Here is a 16,143-nt window from a genome sequence, read left to right on the forward strand (position 1 = left end):
TTGTGCCTGTCAGAGTGATTCTGTAAAGAGAGGCGTATAAAACACGATTAGTCGCGGCCAATTGCAGGCTGAGCAGAATATCAGGCGGTGGCAGCCTGGCATTACAGCACAGAGGCGAGACGGTAAATTAGTTTCGCCGTGAAATCTTTCTTGCGGGTGACCGGGTGAGTGAGGGAACGCGGGCAAATCAGTGGCGGGTTATGAGGTGGGATGTGGCGCTGAAAAGCAAAAACCCCCGCCGAAGCGAGGGTTTCAAATTTTGGTGCCCGAACCCGGAATCGAACCAGGGACACGGGGATTTTCAATCCCCTGCTCTACCGACTGAGCTATTCGGGCAACGGGGCGCATTAAACCAAAGCGGCCCGGCAGCGTCAAACGCTTTTCGCCAAAATCAGATCGACTGCCCGCTTTTCCATCAACCCGCCCGCTGTGGCTCTTCTGAGACCAAAAACGTGACTGTCGTCAGGATAAATTGTAGTCAGCGGAGCGGTAAAGACTCCATTGTGCCGCGCGGATGCCGATAAATAAGGCGAATCCCACACTAATAATAAGGATCGCTATGTTTTCCACCATTACATCAGGAATCGCTGCACGTCACAGCTGGCAGAAACGCGCACACTCAGCAGCCACGCTGAGCTCGCTTAACGGATCTATCGCCATGATCGAATTTTCGCCTGACGGCACCATTCTCAGCGCCAATACGCTGTTTCTGGCGCGTATGGGCTACACGCTGGCAGAGATAGAAGGCCAGCACCACAGCCTGTTCTGCACCGCAGAGCAGTTACAGTCGAAAGATTATCAGGATTTCTGGCTGCGACTGAACCGGGGAGAGAGCTTCAGCGACAAGTTTCTGCGCGTAGCCAAAAACAGCCGCCCTGTGTGGCTCGAAGCCAACTATGTCCCGGTGCAGAACCGACATGGCCGGGTGATCAAAATCGTTAAGCTGGCCACCGACATTACCGGCCATATCAACGACGCCCAGGAGCAGCGCGCCATCACGACCGCCATTGAGCGCTCTATGGCTGTGATCGCCTTTAACCTCAAGGGCGAGGTGCTCAAAGCCAATGATAACTTTCTGAAAACCATGGGCTACCGCCGGGAGGAGATCGAAGGTATCCATCACAGCCACTTCTGCTCGCAGGCGCTGCGCGACAGCCGGGAATATAGCGAATTCTGGCAGCAGCTCAACCGGGGTGAATTTGTCTCCGGTCAGTTTCCCCGCGTCAACAAGGCCGGTGAGACCATCTGGCTGCGCGCAACCTACAACCCGGTGTTTGACGAACAGGGCCGGCTCTACAAAATCGTCAAATTCGCGACGGATGTCACCGCTCAGGTGGAAAAGAATCAGCAGGAGCATGACGCGGCGCAGCAGGCTTACCACACCGCGCTGCAGACGGATGAGAGTACACGGCTGGGTGCCGATGTGATTGCCAGCAGCGTTCAGACCATGAATGCGCTGGCGGGTGAACTGCAGGGCATCTCCGGCGATATTACCGGCCTGAGCGAGTCATCAGATCGTATCGGCGCGATTGTCGAAGGGATCCGGCGCATTGCCGATCAGACCAACCTGCTGGCACTAAATGCCGCCATTGAGGCCGCAAGAGCGGGCAGCCATGGCCGCAGCTTTGCGGTCGTGGCAAACGAAGTGCGCACGCTGGCGGCGAACATCAACCGCGCGACTACCGACATCGAAAACCGGATACAGCAAAACCACGTGCTGGCGAGCCGCGCGCTGAAGGGGATCGAATCGAACCTGAAGCGGGCGGATCAGGGCGTGCAGCTGGCCCAGGAAGCGGGCGGCGTCATCGCCGAAATCCGCGAAGGCGCAACCGATGTGGTGCGTGCCATCGGCCAGGTCGCCAGAACGCTTAAGGCCTGAGTGGCTGCGGGGGCTGTTGCCCCCTTTTACTGCACGGTCTGCGCGGTCTGGGTGGCGGACACCGTCGCCTCTGGCGCGGGCGGGATAAAGATATGGTCCAGAATATCCCGCATCACCGGCGCAGCCGTCACCCCTTCCCCGCCGCCGTTCTCCAGAATCAGGGCCACTGCGACCTTCGGGTCGTTAAAGGGCGCAAAGGCGGTGTAGAAGATATGGTCACGCAACCGGACCGGGATCATCTTCGCGTTATAGGTCTGGTTCTGGCGCAGGCTGAAAACCTGCGAGGTGCCACTTTTCGCGGCGATGCCATAAGGCGCCGTGTGGAAATATTTATAGCCGGTGCCGTTAGGTGAGTTCGCCATGCCAAACATCGCACGGCGCACCAGCGCCCAGTAGGGAGAATGGGGATCGCCAATCTGTGTTTCGCGCAGCGGTGGATGGTAGTTCTCTACCAGGGTGCCGCGCTGGGTTTTCTCCAGCAGATGCGGCGCAATCACCCTGCCGTTGTTGATCAGCGCCACCATCGCTTTCACCATCTGAATCGGCGTCGCAATCCAGTAGCCCTGGCCAATGCCGACGGAGACCGTATCGCCCTGATACCACGGCTTTTTATGCACCTTCTGTTTCCACTCGCGGCTCGGCAGCAGGCCGTTATACTCCTCATTCAGATCGATACCGGTCGATTTGCCATAGCCGAACTGGCTGAGCATGGTGTGAATGCGATCGATGCCCATCATAAACGCCACCTGATAGAAAAAGGTGTCGGCAGACTCTTCAATGGCGCGGGTCACATCCAGCATACCGTGGCCCGTCTTTTTCCAGTCGCGATAGCGCCGGTCGGTGCCCGGCAGCGTCCAGGTCGGCGCGCCAAAGAACTGCGTCTGCGGCGTAATCACATGGGTCAGCAGAGCCGACATCGCCATGTAAGGTTTTACCGTCGAGGCGGGCGGATAGAGTCCCTGCGTGACGCGGTTAATCAGCGGCAGGTTTTTATCCTGAAGCAGCTTTTTGTAGGCCTGATAGCTGATGCCTTTGACAAACGGATTGGGGTCATAGCTGGGGCTGGAGACCATCGCCAGCACCGAACCGTCGTGCGGATCTTCAATCAGCAACGCCGCACGCTGCCCCGCCAGGCGGCTTTCCACATACTGCTGCAGATGGAGATCCAGCGTCAGCGTCAGGTTCTTGCCTGCCACCGGCGGCACCTCTTTCAGCACCCGGACAATGCGGCCGTGGTTATCCACTTCCACTTCCTGATAGCCCGGCTTGCCGTGCAGCAGCGCTTCGTAATAGCCCTCAATGCCCTGCTTGCCGATGTTATGGTCCGCCGCATAGTTTTCGGCGATCCCCTCTTCATTCAGGCGCTTGTAGTCGCTGTCGTTGATTTTCGAAACATAACCGACCACATGTGCCAGATCGGCTCCGTAGGGATATTCCCGATCCTGGTAGGTCTCAAGGCTGGCACCGGTGAAGCGAAACTGATTCACCGCAAAGCGGGCGACCTCCTCTTCGGTCAGCTCCTCTTTCAGCACCACCGGCTTGTAGCGGCTGGTCTGCTTCAGCGCATGGCGGAAGGTGTCGATCTCATCAGGTGTCAGATCCAGGAGCGGCGTCAGCTCGCGCAGCGTCGCTTCCATGTCGCTGATTTTATACGGCGTCAGCGTGATGGCGTACCAGCTGACGTTACGCACCAGCGGAATGCCGTTGCGGTCATAGATCAATCCGCGCGTCGGCGCGATGGGGATCATCTTGATGTCGTTCTGATTGGAGCGCGTCTGGTAATAGCCGTGATCGCGCACCTGCAGGCGGAAAAGGTTCACGCCAAGAATAGTGAAACAGAGACAGACCAGAGCAAAGGCAACTGCAGCACGGCGGGCAAAGAGCTTCTCTTCAGCTTCGAAGTTACGAAAATTCATCAGGGGGCATTATCAGGCGATTAATTATTATCTGTTGTTGCGCACCATAATAAAGCGCGTTCGCGGCGGTGCCAGCACGAAGATGCACAAGCCTCGGCAAAAGTGTGTCATTTGATGTGAATGTTACGGGACAGCGCGGGGGAGTGAGGCAGATCCTCCGGTTAAAGAGGATCTGAACAGATGGCGGACGACAGCGCCCGCCAGAGGGATTAATCACCCAGCAGGACAGATTCCAGTGCGATCTTAATCATGTCGTTGAACGTCGTCTGACGCTCAGCCGCTGTGGTCTGCTCATGCGTGCGGATGTGGTCTGATACCGTGCAGATGGTCAGCGCTTTGGCGCCAAACTCAGCGGCCACACCGTAGATGCCTGCCGCTTCCATCTCGACGCCGAGGATGCCATATTTTTCCATCACGTCGAACATCTGCGGATCCGGGGTGTAGAAAAGGTCGGCAGAGAAGATGTTACCGACGCGCGCTTCAACACCCAGGTTTTTCGCCGCATCCACCGCGTTGCGCACCATGTCGAAGTCAGCAATCGCCGCGAAGTCGTGATCTTTGAAACGCATACGGTTCACTTTGGAATCGGTGCAGGCACCCATACCAATCACGATGTCACGCAGTTTGACGTCAGGACGCACGGCACCACAGGAGCCAACACGGATGATCTTCTTCACGCCGAAGTCAGTGATCAGCTCTTTGGTGTAGATGGAGCAGGAAGGGATACCCATTCCGTGACCCATGACAGAGACTTTGCGGCCTTTGTAAGTGCCGGTATAGCCCAGCATGCCACGCACATTGTTCACTTCAACCGGGTTTTCCAGGAAGGTTTCTGCGATGTGCTTTGCACGCAGCGGATCGCCGGGCATCAGAACAACATCGGCAAAATCGCCCATTTCAGCATTGATGTGAGGAGTAGCCATGGTTTAAATCCTTATTAAAGTGCTGATTTACAGCATGTTCTTGCCATAGTCCATGTCGGACAGGCCAAAGTAGTGTGCAATTGTCTGACCAATATCGGCGAACGTCTCACGGTAGCCCAGTGAGCCCGGCTCCACCTTCGGTCCGTAGATCAGAATCGGTATGTGCTCACGCGTATGCTCGGTGCCTTGCCAGGTCGGGTCACAGCCGTGGTCCGCGGTGAGGATCAGAATGTCATCTTCGCCGACCAGCGCCATCAGCTCAGGCAGGCGACGGTCAAACAGCTCCAGGCCGCCAGCATAACCGGCGACATCGCGGCGATGCCCCCAGGTGGAGTCGAAATCCACGAAGTTGGTGAAAACAATCGCCTGATCCGGCGCCGTTTTCATCTCCTGGATCGTCGCGTCAAACAGCGCATCCAGACCGGTCGCTTTGACCTTTTTGGTAATGCCCTGCTCCGCATAGATATCGGCGATTTTACCCACGGAAATCACATGTCCGCCTTTCTCATCCACCAGCTTTTTCAGCATGGTGGCTGAAGGTGGCTCAACCGCCAGGTCGTGACGGTTACCGGTGCGCTCAAACTGCCCCGCTTTGTCGCCCACAAACGGACGGGCAATCACGCGGCCGATGTTATAGCCCCCTTCCGTCAGCTCTTCACGGGCGATTTCACACAGCGCATAGAGGCGGTCGAGGCCAAAGGTCTCTTCATGACAGGCGATCTGGAACACCGAGTCTGCCGAGGTATAGAAAATCGGCTTGCCGGTTTTCATATGCTCTTCGCCCAGCTGATCGAGGATCACGGTGCCTGATGAGTGGCAGTTTCCGAGGTAGCCCGGCAGGTCAGCGCGCTCCACCAGCTTGTCCAGCAAATCCTGCGGGAAGCTGTTCTCTTTGTCGCTGAAGTAGCCCCAGTCAAACAGTACCGGCACACCGGCGATTTCCCAGTGGCCTGACGGCGTATCTTTGCCCGACGACAGCTCGCTGGCGTAGGCGTAGGCGCCGGTGATCGTCGCCTCAGGGTCCAGACCGGCCGGGAAGCGACCGGTCGACAGCTCCGCGGCTTTGCCCAGACCCAGCGCGGTAAGATTAGGCAGATGCAGAGGGCCTTTACGTCCCTTGTCTGCTTCACCTTTAAAACAGGCTTCAGCGATGTGACCAAGGGTATCTGAACCTGCGTCACCGAACTTATCGGCATCTTTACTGGAGCCAATTCCAAAGGAATCGAGAACCATAATAAAAGCACGTTTCATGCAAGTCTCCTGCGCATTGGCGCGTGACAAGTCAAAAAAAAGCGATCAGATCAGTATACCTGAATGCATCGCGGCTGGCACGGGTTACGGGCCAGTTAGCGGATATCGCTCACACGGCGATAGACAACCGGCGTCTCAGCCGGGGCGCTGTCACCCAGCACCAGCGCGGCTTTCACCGCGGCGGCGGCCTGCTGCCACTGCTCTTCGCTGCTGGCGTGAATCATCGCCAGAGGACGCTGTGCGTCGGCCCGTTCGCCCAGGGTGATCATGTCGCTCAGGCCGACGCTGTAATCGATACTGTCGCTGGCACGCTGACGTCCGCCGCCCAGCGCAACCACGGCCAGCCCCAGTGCACGGGTATCCATACGGCTGACGATGCCTGGCTGGTCGGCATATACCGGTCTGCTCAGCATCGCCTGTGGCAGATAGGTGTCGTAGCGTTCGACAAAATCGGCCGGCCCCTGCTGAGCCGCGACCATACGCCCGAAGCAGTCGGCCGCGCTGCCGTTGTCCAGCACCGCCATCAGCTTCTGACGCGCTTCGGCGTCGCTGGCAGCCAGTTTACCGGAGATCAGCATTTCACTGCAGAGCGCCAGCGTCACCTCGAGCAGGCGCGGATTGCGCTGCTCGCCGGTGAGGAAACGCACCGCTTCACGCACTTCCAGCGCATTACCTGCGGAGGAGGCGAGCACCTGATTCATGTCGGTCAGCAAAGCTGTGGTCTGACAGCCTGCGCCATTGGCGACGCCCACGATCGACTGCGCCAGCTGCTCAGAGGCGTCATAGGTTGGCATAAATGCGCCAGAGCCGACTTTCACATCCATCACCAGTGCATCCAGTCCCTCGGCCAGCTTCTTCGCCAGAATCGAGGCGGTAATCAGTGGAATGGAATCAACGGTAGCGGTGATGTCACGCGTGGCGTAGAAACGCTTGTCCGCAGGGGCCAGCGAGCGGGTCTGGCCGATAATCGCCAAACCCACCTGCTTAATGATCTCGCGAAAACGGTCATCGCTGGGGAAGATGTCGAAGCCCGGAATCGCCTCCAGCTTATCCAGCGTGCCCCCGGTGTGGCCCAATCCACGCCCGGAGATCATCGGCACATAGCCGCCGCACGCCGCCACCATCGGTCCTAACATCAGTGACGTCACATCGCCAACGCCGCCGGTAGAGTGCTTGTCCACCACCGGGCCGTTGAGATGGAGTGATTGCCAGTTGAGCACCGTACCGGAGTCGCGCATCGCCATCGTCAGCGCCACCCGCTCAGGCAGGGTCATATCGTGAAAATAGATGGTCATCGCCAGCGCAGCAATCTGGCCTTCCGAAACGCTGTTATCGCGCACGCCGTTGATGAAGAAGCGAATCTCCTCTTCAGTCAGCGCATGGCCGTCACGTTTTTTACGAATAATTTCTTGTGGCAGGAACACGAAAGCCCCCTGGTTCAGAAAAGATGCGGTGGGGAAAGGCGGTCAGCGACCGCCAGAAGGATCAGTAACCGGCTTTGCTGGTGTCGCTGTCGTGACCCAGGGTATTCAGCAGGCTCGCCAGCAGGCTGGAGGCACCAAAGCGGAAATGGCGCGCATCGGCCCAGTCGGCGCCCAGCGTCTCTTCCGCCATTTGCAGATAGATTGCGGCATCTTCCGCGGTGCGCACGCCGCCCGCAGGTTTAAAGCCAACCTGCTCACTGACGCCTTTATCCCGGATCACATTCATCATGATCTGCGCCACTTCGGGCGTCGCGTTGACCGGCACTTTGCCGGTAGAGGTTTTGATAAAGTCGGCACCGGCGTCGATGGCGATTTCTGACGCCTGACGAATCAGTGCTTCCTGCTTCAGCTCACCGGTTTCGATGATCACTTTCAGCAGCACATTCGCTTCGGCACAGGCCATTTTACAGGCTTTGACCAGATCGAAGCCGACCTGACTGTTCCCGGCGATCAGCGCGCGATAGGGGAACACCACATCCACTTCATCGGCACCGTAGGCGATTGCGGCACGGGTCTCGGCCAGCGCAATGTCGATGTCATCATTGCCGTGCGGGAAGTTCGTCACCGTGGCGATACGAATCTCCGGCGTGCCCTGCTCGCGCAGCGTTTTACGCGCAATCGGAATAAAACGCGGATAGATGCAGATTGCGGCGGTGTTGCCTGCCGGGGATTTGGCCTGATGGCACAGGGCGATCACTTTTGCATCGGTGTCGTCCTCATTCAGGGTGGTCAAATCCATCAGTTTCAGGGCGCGCAGGGCGAGGTGTTTGATATCGGTCATGAGGCTCTCCAAAGAATCGGGGTGCAACCCACCGGCTCGCCGGCGGAATGTTACAATAATAACACTCTGAAGCGGCCTGATATGTGCCAGCAGTCACATAGAAATAAGAAATTGGTGCAATATTACCACGCAGGCTGTGACAAAAATCGCAGATAACGCGGATTAATGGCCATTATACGTCAGGCGATGCGATGTTACTATTATCACATTTATGGGCGCAGCGCCGGAAAGGCGGGATCGAGCCGGAACAGCTGCTGGCTGTTGTGCCACAGGGCATCGGCAATTTCTTCAGGTGACTCGTCACGCAGGCTACAGAGCACCTCCCACACCCGACGCGCCCGTTCAGGACGATTGGGCTGACCCTGAAAGCCCTGCAGCGGCATATCAGGGGCATCGGTTTCCAGCAGCAGCGAAGAGAGTGGCAGCTGCACCACGGTCTGACGGGTTTTGCTGGCGCGCTCATAGGTGATGGTGCCGCCAACGCCAATCGCATAGCCCAGCCGGATAAAAGCCTGCGCCTGCTGCAGGCTGCCAGCAAAACCATGCACCACGCCACGGCGCGGCAGATCGTGACGACGCAGGATCTGCGCGAGTTTGTCATGCGTGCGCCGTGAATGCAGGATCACCGGCAGCTGATAGGTTTTCGCCAGCTTAAGCTGCGCCTCAAGAAAGCGCTGCTGCTTATCAAACTGCGGATCGTCGCGATAGAGATCCAGCCCGATCTCGCCGATCGCCACCAGCTTACGCGGTCGCTGTTGCAGCAGCGTTTCAAGCTGGTCGAGATGGGAGGCCTGATGCGCTTCAATCACAATCGGATGCAGCCCCAGCGCGGCATATAAGGCCGGATGCGCCGCGGCCAGCGCAGAGACCCGCTCAAAGCGGCTGGCATCAATCGCCGGAACGATGATTTTCTCCACGCCCGCCTCAGCGGCGCGCGCCAGGCTGGCGGGAATGTCCCCCTCAAACGGCGGAAAGTCGAAGTGGCAGTGCGTGTCGATAAACTTCATGCCAGCGATCCTTTGTCGTAATGCTCATCGTTATCCGCCAGCGGCGGCGTGATAATCTGGCGGGTATCGGGCGCGTTCGCCACCGGGGCAGCCGGCGTGACGATGCGCGGCGAGGTCAGCGGTTCCGCATCGCTCAGCCACTGCCCCAGCGTCGCGAGGAAATAGCGGCCGCAGCGCCGTCCCAGATGATAATCCTGATTCAGTGAGCTGATGCGACTGCCAAGCGCACTGCTGGCCAGCGCATGCGGCGGAAAGATTTCGATGATACGCAAATCATCGGGGGGATTCTCAATGAACTGCTGAATTTCCCGATAGCTCTGCTCGTGCCGGTTGACCACATTCACCATTGGCTGCAACGCGCCGGTGCTGAGCCAGCGCTCCATCCGCCTGAACCATTTCGGCGTGTAGAACATCTGCGACGGCACGGTGCGGATCACCACGATGGTGTCAGCCCCGCGACGGGCCGCCTCCCGCACCGGAATGGCATCGCTGATGCCGCCGTCGAGATAGCTGATCCCCTCCAGATTGACCCCCAGCCGGTAAAAGCCGGGGATGGCGCTGGAGGCTTTGATCAGATCCAGCCAGTTGTCGGCAGTGGGCGTGAAGTAGCCAGGGGTGTAATCGTCACTGCGGCAGGCGCACATATAAAATTCGCGGCCGCTGGAGAACATCTGCTCTGCACTGCTCATCGCCAGCGGAAATTCACTGCGGGTTATCTCAATCAGCCAGTCGAGATCGATAAGATTTCCCCCGCGCACAAAGCGCAGCGGATCGAAAAAGAGTTTGCTGGTGGTATATCGGGTAATGACGCGCCGGGCATAGCCGGGCTGACCACAGACATAGGCAGAGAGATTTTGTGCACCGGCAGAGGTGCCAAGCATCAGCTGAAACGGGTTAAATCGGGCGCGCTGAAATTCATCCAGGACACCGGCGGTGAAAATACCGCGCTGACCGCCGCCTTCACACACCAGGGCAATCTTCTGCGATTTAAAGGGGATCAGTGCCAGAGGTTCAATGGCACCAAGCGTGACAGGAATGCGTATACCCACTGTGCGAACCTCAGAAGGGCTCCGGGCAGGCTGAGGGAGCAATCCGCTTGCAGCGGCAGCATTCCGGAGAACCAGTCCTCTATTCCTTTAACCGGTAAACCTGCCAGGCAGGCTTACCACCGTCGCGATATGAAGGTGTCCCTCTCTTCACGTCTGTCGCTGACGATGACTGGTCTCCGCTCTATGCTTTGCGTTGCATTACACTGCAGGACTCATCGGCTAAAGCTTTTTACGGCCGGTAAACAGGCTGATGAGGAACAGGATAATACCAACAACGAAGACAACTTTAGCTGCCCATGCTGCTGTACCCGCTAAACCGCCAAAACCTAACGCTGCAGCAATCAGTGCGATCACCAGAAAAATAATGCCCCAACGAAACATAAGCCTCTCCTTACCCTATTTAAATTCGAACTGCTTATTTCATCCCCGGATGGGTCTCTTTTATTCGTGCGGCCACAACCGTGACCGCACTGCAGCCATTAAGATTTAACCGTCAGGTCATTCTTAACGCTTTTCACGCCTTCAATGGCTTTAGCGATGCTTTCTGCACGGTCTGACTGTGCTTTACTCGCCACATGCCCTGAAAGCTGAACAACGCCGTCGGTGGTTTCAACTTTAACGTTGCGCGACGGAACAATGTCATCCGCTAATAGCTTAGCTTTAATTTCGCTGGTCGTTGCGGCATCGCCCGCATAACCTTTCACAGAAGTGGTTTTGCTGTCTCTGACGTGTAGTTTGTCGCTGACGGATTTAACACCTTCGATTTTCTGCACCACAGCCACAGCCTTTTCAGCCTGATCCTGTGAGGTGACGAAACCGCTTAAGGTCACGACGCCCTGATGCGTTTTTACCGAGATATCCGTGCTTTTAATGGCGTCGTCATCCACCAGTGCCGCTTTGGCTTTGGCGGTGATGCCGCTGTCATCCATATAACCATCGACTTTTTTCATAGAACTATCGATTTTCGAACCCGCGCTGTCGGCAGTCTGAGACGCTTTCTGAGAAAGTGATTCGTCAGCCAGGGCGCTGCCGCTGATCAGTGCAGAGCCAATCATGGCGGCCATCAGGGTTTTAGCAATCTTAGTCTTGTTCATCGATATCTTCCTTCTATCAGTTAACTCACCCAAAACTGTGGGCGAAACAGCAGCACAGGTGCCGCTGCGTTACAGGACGTAAGGACAAGAGAAGTCTCTTTCGCCGTCCGATAGAATAATCATAGTCGGCATTTTGTGATTTGCCTGGCTAACTGGTTGATCGCACGTTAAAACAGCAGAAAAACAGGGTTTTTAGGAGGAGTCTGTAGCGGGGAAAACAGGGCCATTCCCTGCTGGAATGGCCCGGAAACAGCGCGATCAGTGCTCGCGCGTTTTGCGGAAACGAACGTCCGGATAACGTTCCTGGGTAATATTGAGGTTGACCATGGTAGGCGCGATATAGGTCAGATTATCGCCGCCATCGAGCGCCAGGTTAACTTCGTTTTTACGCTGGAAGTCATCAAACTTTTTCACGTCGTCGCACTCAACCCAGCGCGCCGTAGAGACGTTGATCGCTTCGTAGATCGCTTCGACGTTATATTCGCTCTTCAGGCGTGCGACGACCACGTCGAACTGCAGCACCCCGACCGCACCCACGATCAGATCGTTGTTGTGCACCGGGCGGAACACCTGCACGGCGCCCTCTTCCGACAGCTGAACCAGCCCTTTCAGCAGCTGTTTCTGCTTCAGCGGATCCCGCAGACGGATACGGCGGAACAGTTCTGGCGCGAAGTTCGGAATCCCGGTGAACTTCATATTTTCACCCTGAGTAAAGGTGTCGCCGATCTGAATGGTGCCGTGGTTATGCAGGCCGATGATGTCGCCAGGATAGGCTTCTTCCACATGGGAACGGTCGCCCGCCATGAAGGTCAGCGCATCGGAGATCATCACATCTTTGCCGGTACGCACCTGACGCAGCTTCATCCCCTTTTCATACTTCCCGGAAACCACACGCATAAAGGCGACGCGGTCACGGTGTTTCGGGTCCATGTTTGCCTGGATCTTAAAGACAAAGCCGGTGAACTTCTCTTCCTGCGCTTCTACAGTGCGGGTGTCGGTCTGACGTGGCATCGGACGCGGCGCCCAGGAGACCAGGCCATCCAGCATATGATCCACGCCAAAGTTACCCAGCGCGGTCCCGAAGAAGACCGGCGAGAGTTCGCCGCTCAGGAACGCTTCCTGCTCAAACTCGTGCGAGGCACCCTGCACCAGCTCCAGCTCTTCACGCAGCTGCGTCGCCAGATCTTCACCGACGGCGCTGTCGAGTTCCGGGTTATTCAGCCCCTTCACGATGCGCACGTCCTGAATGGTGTGCCCTTTACCGGACTGGTAGAGGTAGGTCTCATCTTTGTAGAGGTGATAAACCCCTTTGAACAGCTTGCCGCAGCCAATCGGCCAGGTGATCGGTGCGCAGGCGATTTTCAGCTCGCTTTCCACCTCATCCAGCAGCTCCATCGGATCGCGGATGTCACGGTCAAGTTTGTTCATAAAGGTCAGGATCGGCGTATCGCGCAGACGGGTGACTTCCATCAGCTTACGGGTACGATCCTCGACGCCTTTCGCGGCATCGATCACCATCAGACAGCAGTCCACGGCGGTCAGGGTGCGGTAGGTGTCTTCCGAGAAATCTTCGTGACCTGGGGTATCCAGCAGGTTCACCAGGCTGTCACGGTAAGGGAACTGCATCACCGAGGTCGTAATGGAGATACCACGCTGTTTCTCCATCTCCATCCAGTCCGACTTAGCGTGCTGGTTAGAGCCGCGGCCTTTAACCGTACCGGCGGTCTGGATAGCCTGTCCGAACAGCAGCACTTTTTCGGTAATCGTGGTTTTACCGGCATCCGGATGCGAAATGATCGCGAAGGTGCGGCGGCGTGCCACCTCTTCTAAAAAGGGATTAGACATGAATTCTTCTCAATGGAGCAGCGCGGGTCACAGGCGCTGCTGATAAATCACGGTGGCCGGCAGAACCTTACCGGCGGGTAAACGGTGCCAGAACGATATTTTATCGCTGGCGGGTCAGCGCGAAGTTACATTGGCGTGAATTCCGGTTACCTGGTCAGCTTTAAGGCGGCATAGCATACAATATTTTGCGCGCGCGGCCTACAGGGGAAGGGGCGGGATTTAGCGGAGATAGCGCGCTGAAGAGTGGCTCAGGGCGGGGCTGACCCGCGCCCGCCCTGTTTTCGTTATCCCAGCACCTTTCTGACGCAGGCTTTGAAGATCTGCACGCCGATCTCCAGTGAGCTGAGGTCAAATCGCATATCGGGATGGTGCAGTCCTGGCGTCAGGTTGGTACCCAGCCCCCAGAACCCCGCTTTCACTCCCGGACGCTTCACCGGATAGTAGAAAAAGTCCTCGCTGCCTGGCGTCGTGCGGGCCGGCAGTGCACCCGCTTCGCCCAGTACCTCAACGATAGCGGCGCGGATCACCGCCGTGGCTTCATCATCGATCTCGGCCGCAGGCATCTCTTTCAGCACCCGGACCTCGGCGCTGGCCCCCAGCGCCGCCACGCTGTGGGTAATAGCGCGCGTGACCTGCTCTTTGAGCTGGGTCATCGGTCCATTCTCCTGAGAGCGCAGATCCCACACCACACGGGCTTCATCCGGCACCGAGTTCGTTACACCGGCGTCACACAGGAAACGGGTCGCTTTAACGCTCCAGGTCAGGCCGGGAGAGAGATGCAGGGCGTTGACCGCCTGCACCGCCTGAACGGCGGCATCGAGCGCATTCACGCCCAGATGCGGACGCGCCGCGTGGGCAGGCTGGCCTTTAATCGTCGCTTCCAGCGTGCTGCAGGCGGAGTAAAGCACCGCAGGCACCGCCTGCCCAACGACACACTCCTCCAGCGGACGCAGATGGAAGCCCAGAATCATCTCTACATCATCCAGCGCGCCCCCCTCGATCATCGACAGCGCACCGGCGCCCAGCTCCTCGGCGGGCTGAAACAGGATCTTCAGCCGGCCACGTTTCACTGTGCCCTCCTGCAGCAGAGCCGCGGCCGCCGTCAGCACCACCGACGAGTGACCATCGTGACCGCAGGTGTGCCGCGCGCAGGGGACACCGTCGATCACGTGTCCCAGTGCATCCATATCCGCCCGCAGCGCCAGCACCGGCCCCGGGACACCGCTGTCAATCTCCGCCACGATACCGGTGGTGTTGTTAATGTTGCGCGTCACCTTCAGGCCCGCTTTCTCCAGCTGATCAGCGATATAGGCCGAGGTTTTGAACTCCTGAAAACCGAGCTCCGGGATTTCATGCAGCGTGTGATAATGCTCCAGTACCTTAGTCAAAACGTTACTCCTGAATAAACAGACGCATAACAGACATGGCAATCAGCGCGTTGATGATGCTGACCAGCATCAGCAGCGGCCAGTATTTTTTGGGTACATCGGCCACACCCAGCAGCCGTCCCATATATTGCAGTTGCGATCCCATCAGAAAAATCGCCGGCGCCAGGATGGTGATATCTGCCCCGGTCAGCAGCCCTTTGGTCAGCAGGCTGACCGCCACGCCGGTTCCCGCCGACGACGAGAGCCAGGCCGTCAGCAGCACCGTGATCGCTTCACCTGGCAAGCCGAACAGCCCCATCACCGGCGCAAAAACATGGCCAAGGAACTGCATGATGCCCAGCAGATTCAGCACCTCCGCCAGCACATAGGCCATCACCACATTCGGCATCAGGTTGTGGATGGCGATATGAAAACCTTTCCGTGCGCCGGTAACAAATACGTCAAACGGATTGCTGCTGGCAGTAACGCTTTTATTTTCCATCGATAAAATCCTTCTTATAAACACTGTTTAGCACAGCGCGCGTGATGGCCGCACCGACAAATTTCAGCGCGAACATAACTAACAGCGGAATGATGATCGGCAGCGTCATTGAGGCAAAGAGTGCGGAACCGATGGCGAAGTAGTTATTGATTAACCCGGCCCCGGAATATTGCCAGGCGCTCATGACCACCACCTCTTTCTTACCGATCTGCTTCTGATCGGCCATCTCTTTCGTTAACGCAGCACCCGCGTCGGTGCTTTGCAGGTCGGTGATGAGTGCCAGCCCGCAATGCCCAGGCAGCCCCATCAGGGGTCGGAGTAAGGGCGTCAGCAGCCGGTGCGCCGCCCGAATCGCGCCGTAGTGGGTAAAGATCTCCAGCACGCCCAGCGCCAGCATGACGGTAGGCGTCAGCGACAGGGCGAACAGGAAGCCGGCTTTGGCACTCAGCCCGCCTGCGCCGAGAAAGGTGTTGCTGGCGGGATCTTTCATGGTGCCAAAACTGCCGCCCAGCGTGGTGAAATCAAACGCGCCAAGCCATTTCAGGCCGTCGACGTTATAAAAGAGCCCGGAAAAAAACAGAATGGCAAAAATTAACGCGACATAACTGCCTCGGGTCGCCGTCATTTTCATCGGTGTAACGCGGGTTTCATCTGACATGATTTTCTCCTGATCACCTGACCTGCCCCTGTTCCCTGTCGGGGCAAGTTTCAATATATGGAACTGAGTTCTAAGCAGGATTTATGCCAGTGCTGACACAGTCAGCCTTAATTCCTGCCCTGTTTCGCCTCTCCGGCTCTTCCATCCCCGCGATATGTGCGACGGCACGGAAATTTATTTTTGTGTCCGCTGCGGATGCGTGCCTGCTGGCCGTATCCGGTAACCGCGCTCGTATGCCGCCATCAGGGCGATTGCACCAGCAGGATGCTGTACAGATGCACTAGCGTGGTGCCGCCCCCCTCTGTTTTCAGGCCGATAACCTGTAATAAAAAATGAGAATTGGTCGCATTCAAATTGCTGAATAATTCTATTTAAATCAAACAGATA

General features: G+C 57.4%; 14 protein-coding genes and 1 tRNA gene. 1 reads left to right on the plus strand and 14 read right to left on the minus strand.

Annotated features, from left to right (window positions below; all coding sequences use genetic code 11):
* Positions 1-260: 260 nt before the first annotated feature.
* A tRNA-Phe gene (locus AC6I7A_RS16090) sits at positions 261-336 on the minus strand.
* A 223-nt stretch (positions 337-559) separates the two neighbouring features.
* Here AC6I7A_RS16090 and AC6I7A_RS16095 point away from each other — a divergent pair.
* The gene (locus AC6I7A_RS16095; protein WP_009087189.1) at positions 560-1,879 is read left to right on the plus strand and encodes a methyl-accepting chemotaxis protein; all 1,320 of its coding nucleotides are present in this window, start codon (positions 560-562) and stop codon (positions 1,877-1,879) included.
* A 26-nt stretch (positions 1,880-1,905) separates the two neighbouring features.
* On the opposite strand, the gene mrdA is transcribed toward AC6I7A_RS16095, so the two are convergent.
* From mrdA to AC6I7A_RS16160, 13 genes are all read right to left on the minus strand, one after another.
* Positions 1,906-3,795 (minus strand): penicillin-binding protein 2, encoded by a 1,890-nt coding sequence (gene mrdA / locus AC6I7A_RS16100; protein ID WP_058958349.1) that lies wholly within the window; start codon positions 3,793-3,795, stop codon positions 1,906-1,908.
* Positions 3,796-4,004: 209 nt separating this feature from the next.
* Positions 4,005-4,718, minus strand: a complete 714-nt coding sequence (deoD, locus tag AC6I7A_RS16105) for a purine-nucleoside phosphorylase (RefSeq protein WP_009087192.1) — start codon at positions 4,716-4,718, stop codon at positions 4,005-4,007.
* Positions 4,719-4,745: 27 nt separating this feature from the next.
* Positions 4,746-5,969: a phosphopentomutase gene (gene deoB / locus AC6I7A_RS16110; RefSeq protein WP_058958350.1), complete on the minus strand. Its 1,224-nt coding sequence runs from the start codon at positions 5,967-5,969 to the stop codon at positions 4,746-4,748.
* A gap of 95 nt (positions 5,970-6,064) precedes the next feature.
* Positions 6,065-7,393 (minus strand): thymidine phosphorylase, encoded by a 1,329-nt coding sequence (deoA, locus tag AC6I7A_RS16115; protein WP_058958351.1) that lies wholly within the window; start codon positions 7,391-7,393, stop codon positions 6,065-6,067.
* A 61-nt stretch (positions 7,394-7,454) separates the two neighbouring features.
* Complete coding sequence (gene deoC / locus AC6I7A_RS16120; protein ID WP_058958352.1) at positions 7,455-8,234, minus strand: deoxyribose-phosphate aldolase; 780 nt, start codon at positions 8,232-8,234, stop codon at positions 7,455-7,457.
* 209 nt (positions 8,235-8,443) lie between these two features.
* A complete protein-coding gene (locus AC6I7A_RS16125) occupies positions 8,444-9,241 on the minus strand; it encodes a TatD family hydrolase (RefSeq protein WP_058958353.1) in 798 nt (265 codons plus the stop codon).
* A complete protein-coding gene (locus tag AC6I7A_RS16130; RefSeq protein ID WP_046102541.1) occupies positions 9,238-10,290 on the minus strand; it encodes a patatin-like phospholipase family protein in 1,053 nt (350 codons plus the stop codon). Before AC6I7A_RS16130 ends, AC6I7A_RS16125 begins: the two co-directional genes overlap by 4 nt.
* A 219-nt stretch (positions 10,291-10,509) precedes the next feature.
* Positions 10,510-10,671, minus strand: a complete 162-nt coding sequence (locus AC6I7A_RS16135; RefSeq protein ID WP_003848537.1) for a DUF1328 domain-containing protein — start codon at positions 10,669-10,671, stop codon at positions 10,510-10,512.
* Positions 10,672-10,769: 98 nt separating this feature from the next.
* Entirely contained in the window at positions 10,770-11,384 is a 615-nt protein-coding gene (gene osmY, locus AC6I7A_RS16140; protein WP_046102542.1) for a molecular chaperone OsmY, read from the minus strand.
* A gap of 258 nt (positions 11,385-11,642) precedes the next feature.
* Complete coding sequence (gene prfC / locus AC6I7A_RS16145; protein ID WP_009087207.1) at positions 11,643-13,229, minus strand: peptide chain release factor 3; 1,587 nt, start codon at positions 13,227-13,229, stop codon at positions 11,643-11,645.
* A gap of 284 nt (positions 13,230-13,513) precedes the next feature.
* Positions 13,514-14,617 carry a M20 peptidase aminoacylase family protein gene (locus AC6I7A_RS16150; RefSeq protein WP_009087209.1) on the minus strand — a complete coding sequence of 368 codons (1,104 nt, stop codon included), beginning with the start codon at positions 14,615-14,617 and terminating at the stop codon, positions 13,514-13,516.
* 4 nt (positions 14,618-14,621) lie between these two features.
* Entirely contained in the window at positions 14,622-15,098 is a 477-nt protein-coding gene (locus tag AC6I7A_RS16155; protein ID WP_009087211.1) for a YjiG family protein, read from the minus strand.
* Positions 15,088-15,756: a nucleoside recognition domain-containing protein gene (locus AC6I7A_RS16160; protein WP_009087213.1), complete on the minus strand. Its 669-nt coding sequence runs from the start codon at positions 15,754-15,756 to the stop codon at positions 15,088-15,090. The genes AC6I7A_RS16155 and AC6I7A_RS16160 overlap by 11 nt, the downstream gene beginning before the upstream one ends.
* Between the last annotated feature and the right edge of the window lie 387 nt (positions 15,757-16,143).

The organism is Type-F symbiont of Plautia stali, assembly GCF_059731105.1.

Bases quoted from the DNA above. Each gene is read 5' to 3' on its own strand.
- AC6I7A_RS16095 (WP_009087189.1), top strand. From the start codon at position 560: ATGTTTTCCACCATTACATCAGGAATCGCTGCACGTCACAGCTGGCAG.
- mrdA (WP_058958349.1), bottom strand. From the start codon at position 3,795: ATGAATTTTCGTAACTTCGAAGCTGAAGAGAAGCTCTTTGCCCGCCGT.
- deoD (WP_009087192.1), bottom strand. From the start codon at position 4,718: ATGGCTACTCCTCACATCAATGCTGAAATGGGCGATTTTGCCGATGTT.
- deoB (WP_058958350.1), bottom strand. From the start codon at position 5,969: ATGAAACGTGCTTTTATTATGGTTCTCGATTCCTTTGGAATTGGCTCC.
- deoC (WP_058958352.1), bottom strand. From the start codon at position 8,234: ATGACCGATATCAAACACCTCGCCCTGCGCGCCCTGAAACTGATGGAT.
- AC6I7A_RS16125 (WP_058958353.1), bottom strand. From the start codon at position 9,241: ATGAAGTTTATCGACACGCACTGCCACTTCGACTTTCCGCCGTTTGAG.
- AC6I7A_RS16135 (WP_003848537.1), bottom strand. From the start codon at position 10,671: ATGTTTCGTTGGGGCATTATTTTTCTGGTGATCGCACTGATTGCTGCA.
- osmY (WP_046102542.1), bottom strand. From the start codon at position 11,384: ATGAACAAGACTAAGATTGCTAAAACCCTGATGGCCGCCATGATTGGC.
- prfC (WP_009087207.1), bottom strand. From the start codon at position 13,229: ATGTCTAATCCCTTTTTAGAAGAGGTGGCACGCCGCCGCACCTTCGCG.
- AC6I7A_RS16155 (WP_009087211.1), bottom strand. From the start codon at position 15,098: ATGGAAAATAAAAGCGTTACTGCCAGCAGCAATCCGTTTGACGTATTT.
- AC6I7A_RS16160 (WP_009087213.1), bottom strand. From the start codon at position 15,756: ATGTCAGATGAAACCCGCGTTACACCGATGAAAATGACGGCGACCCGA.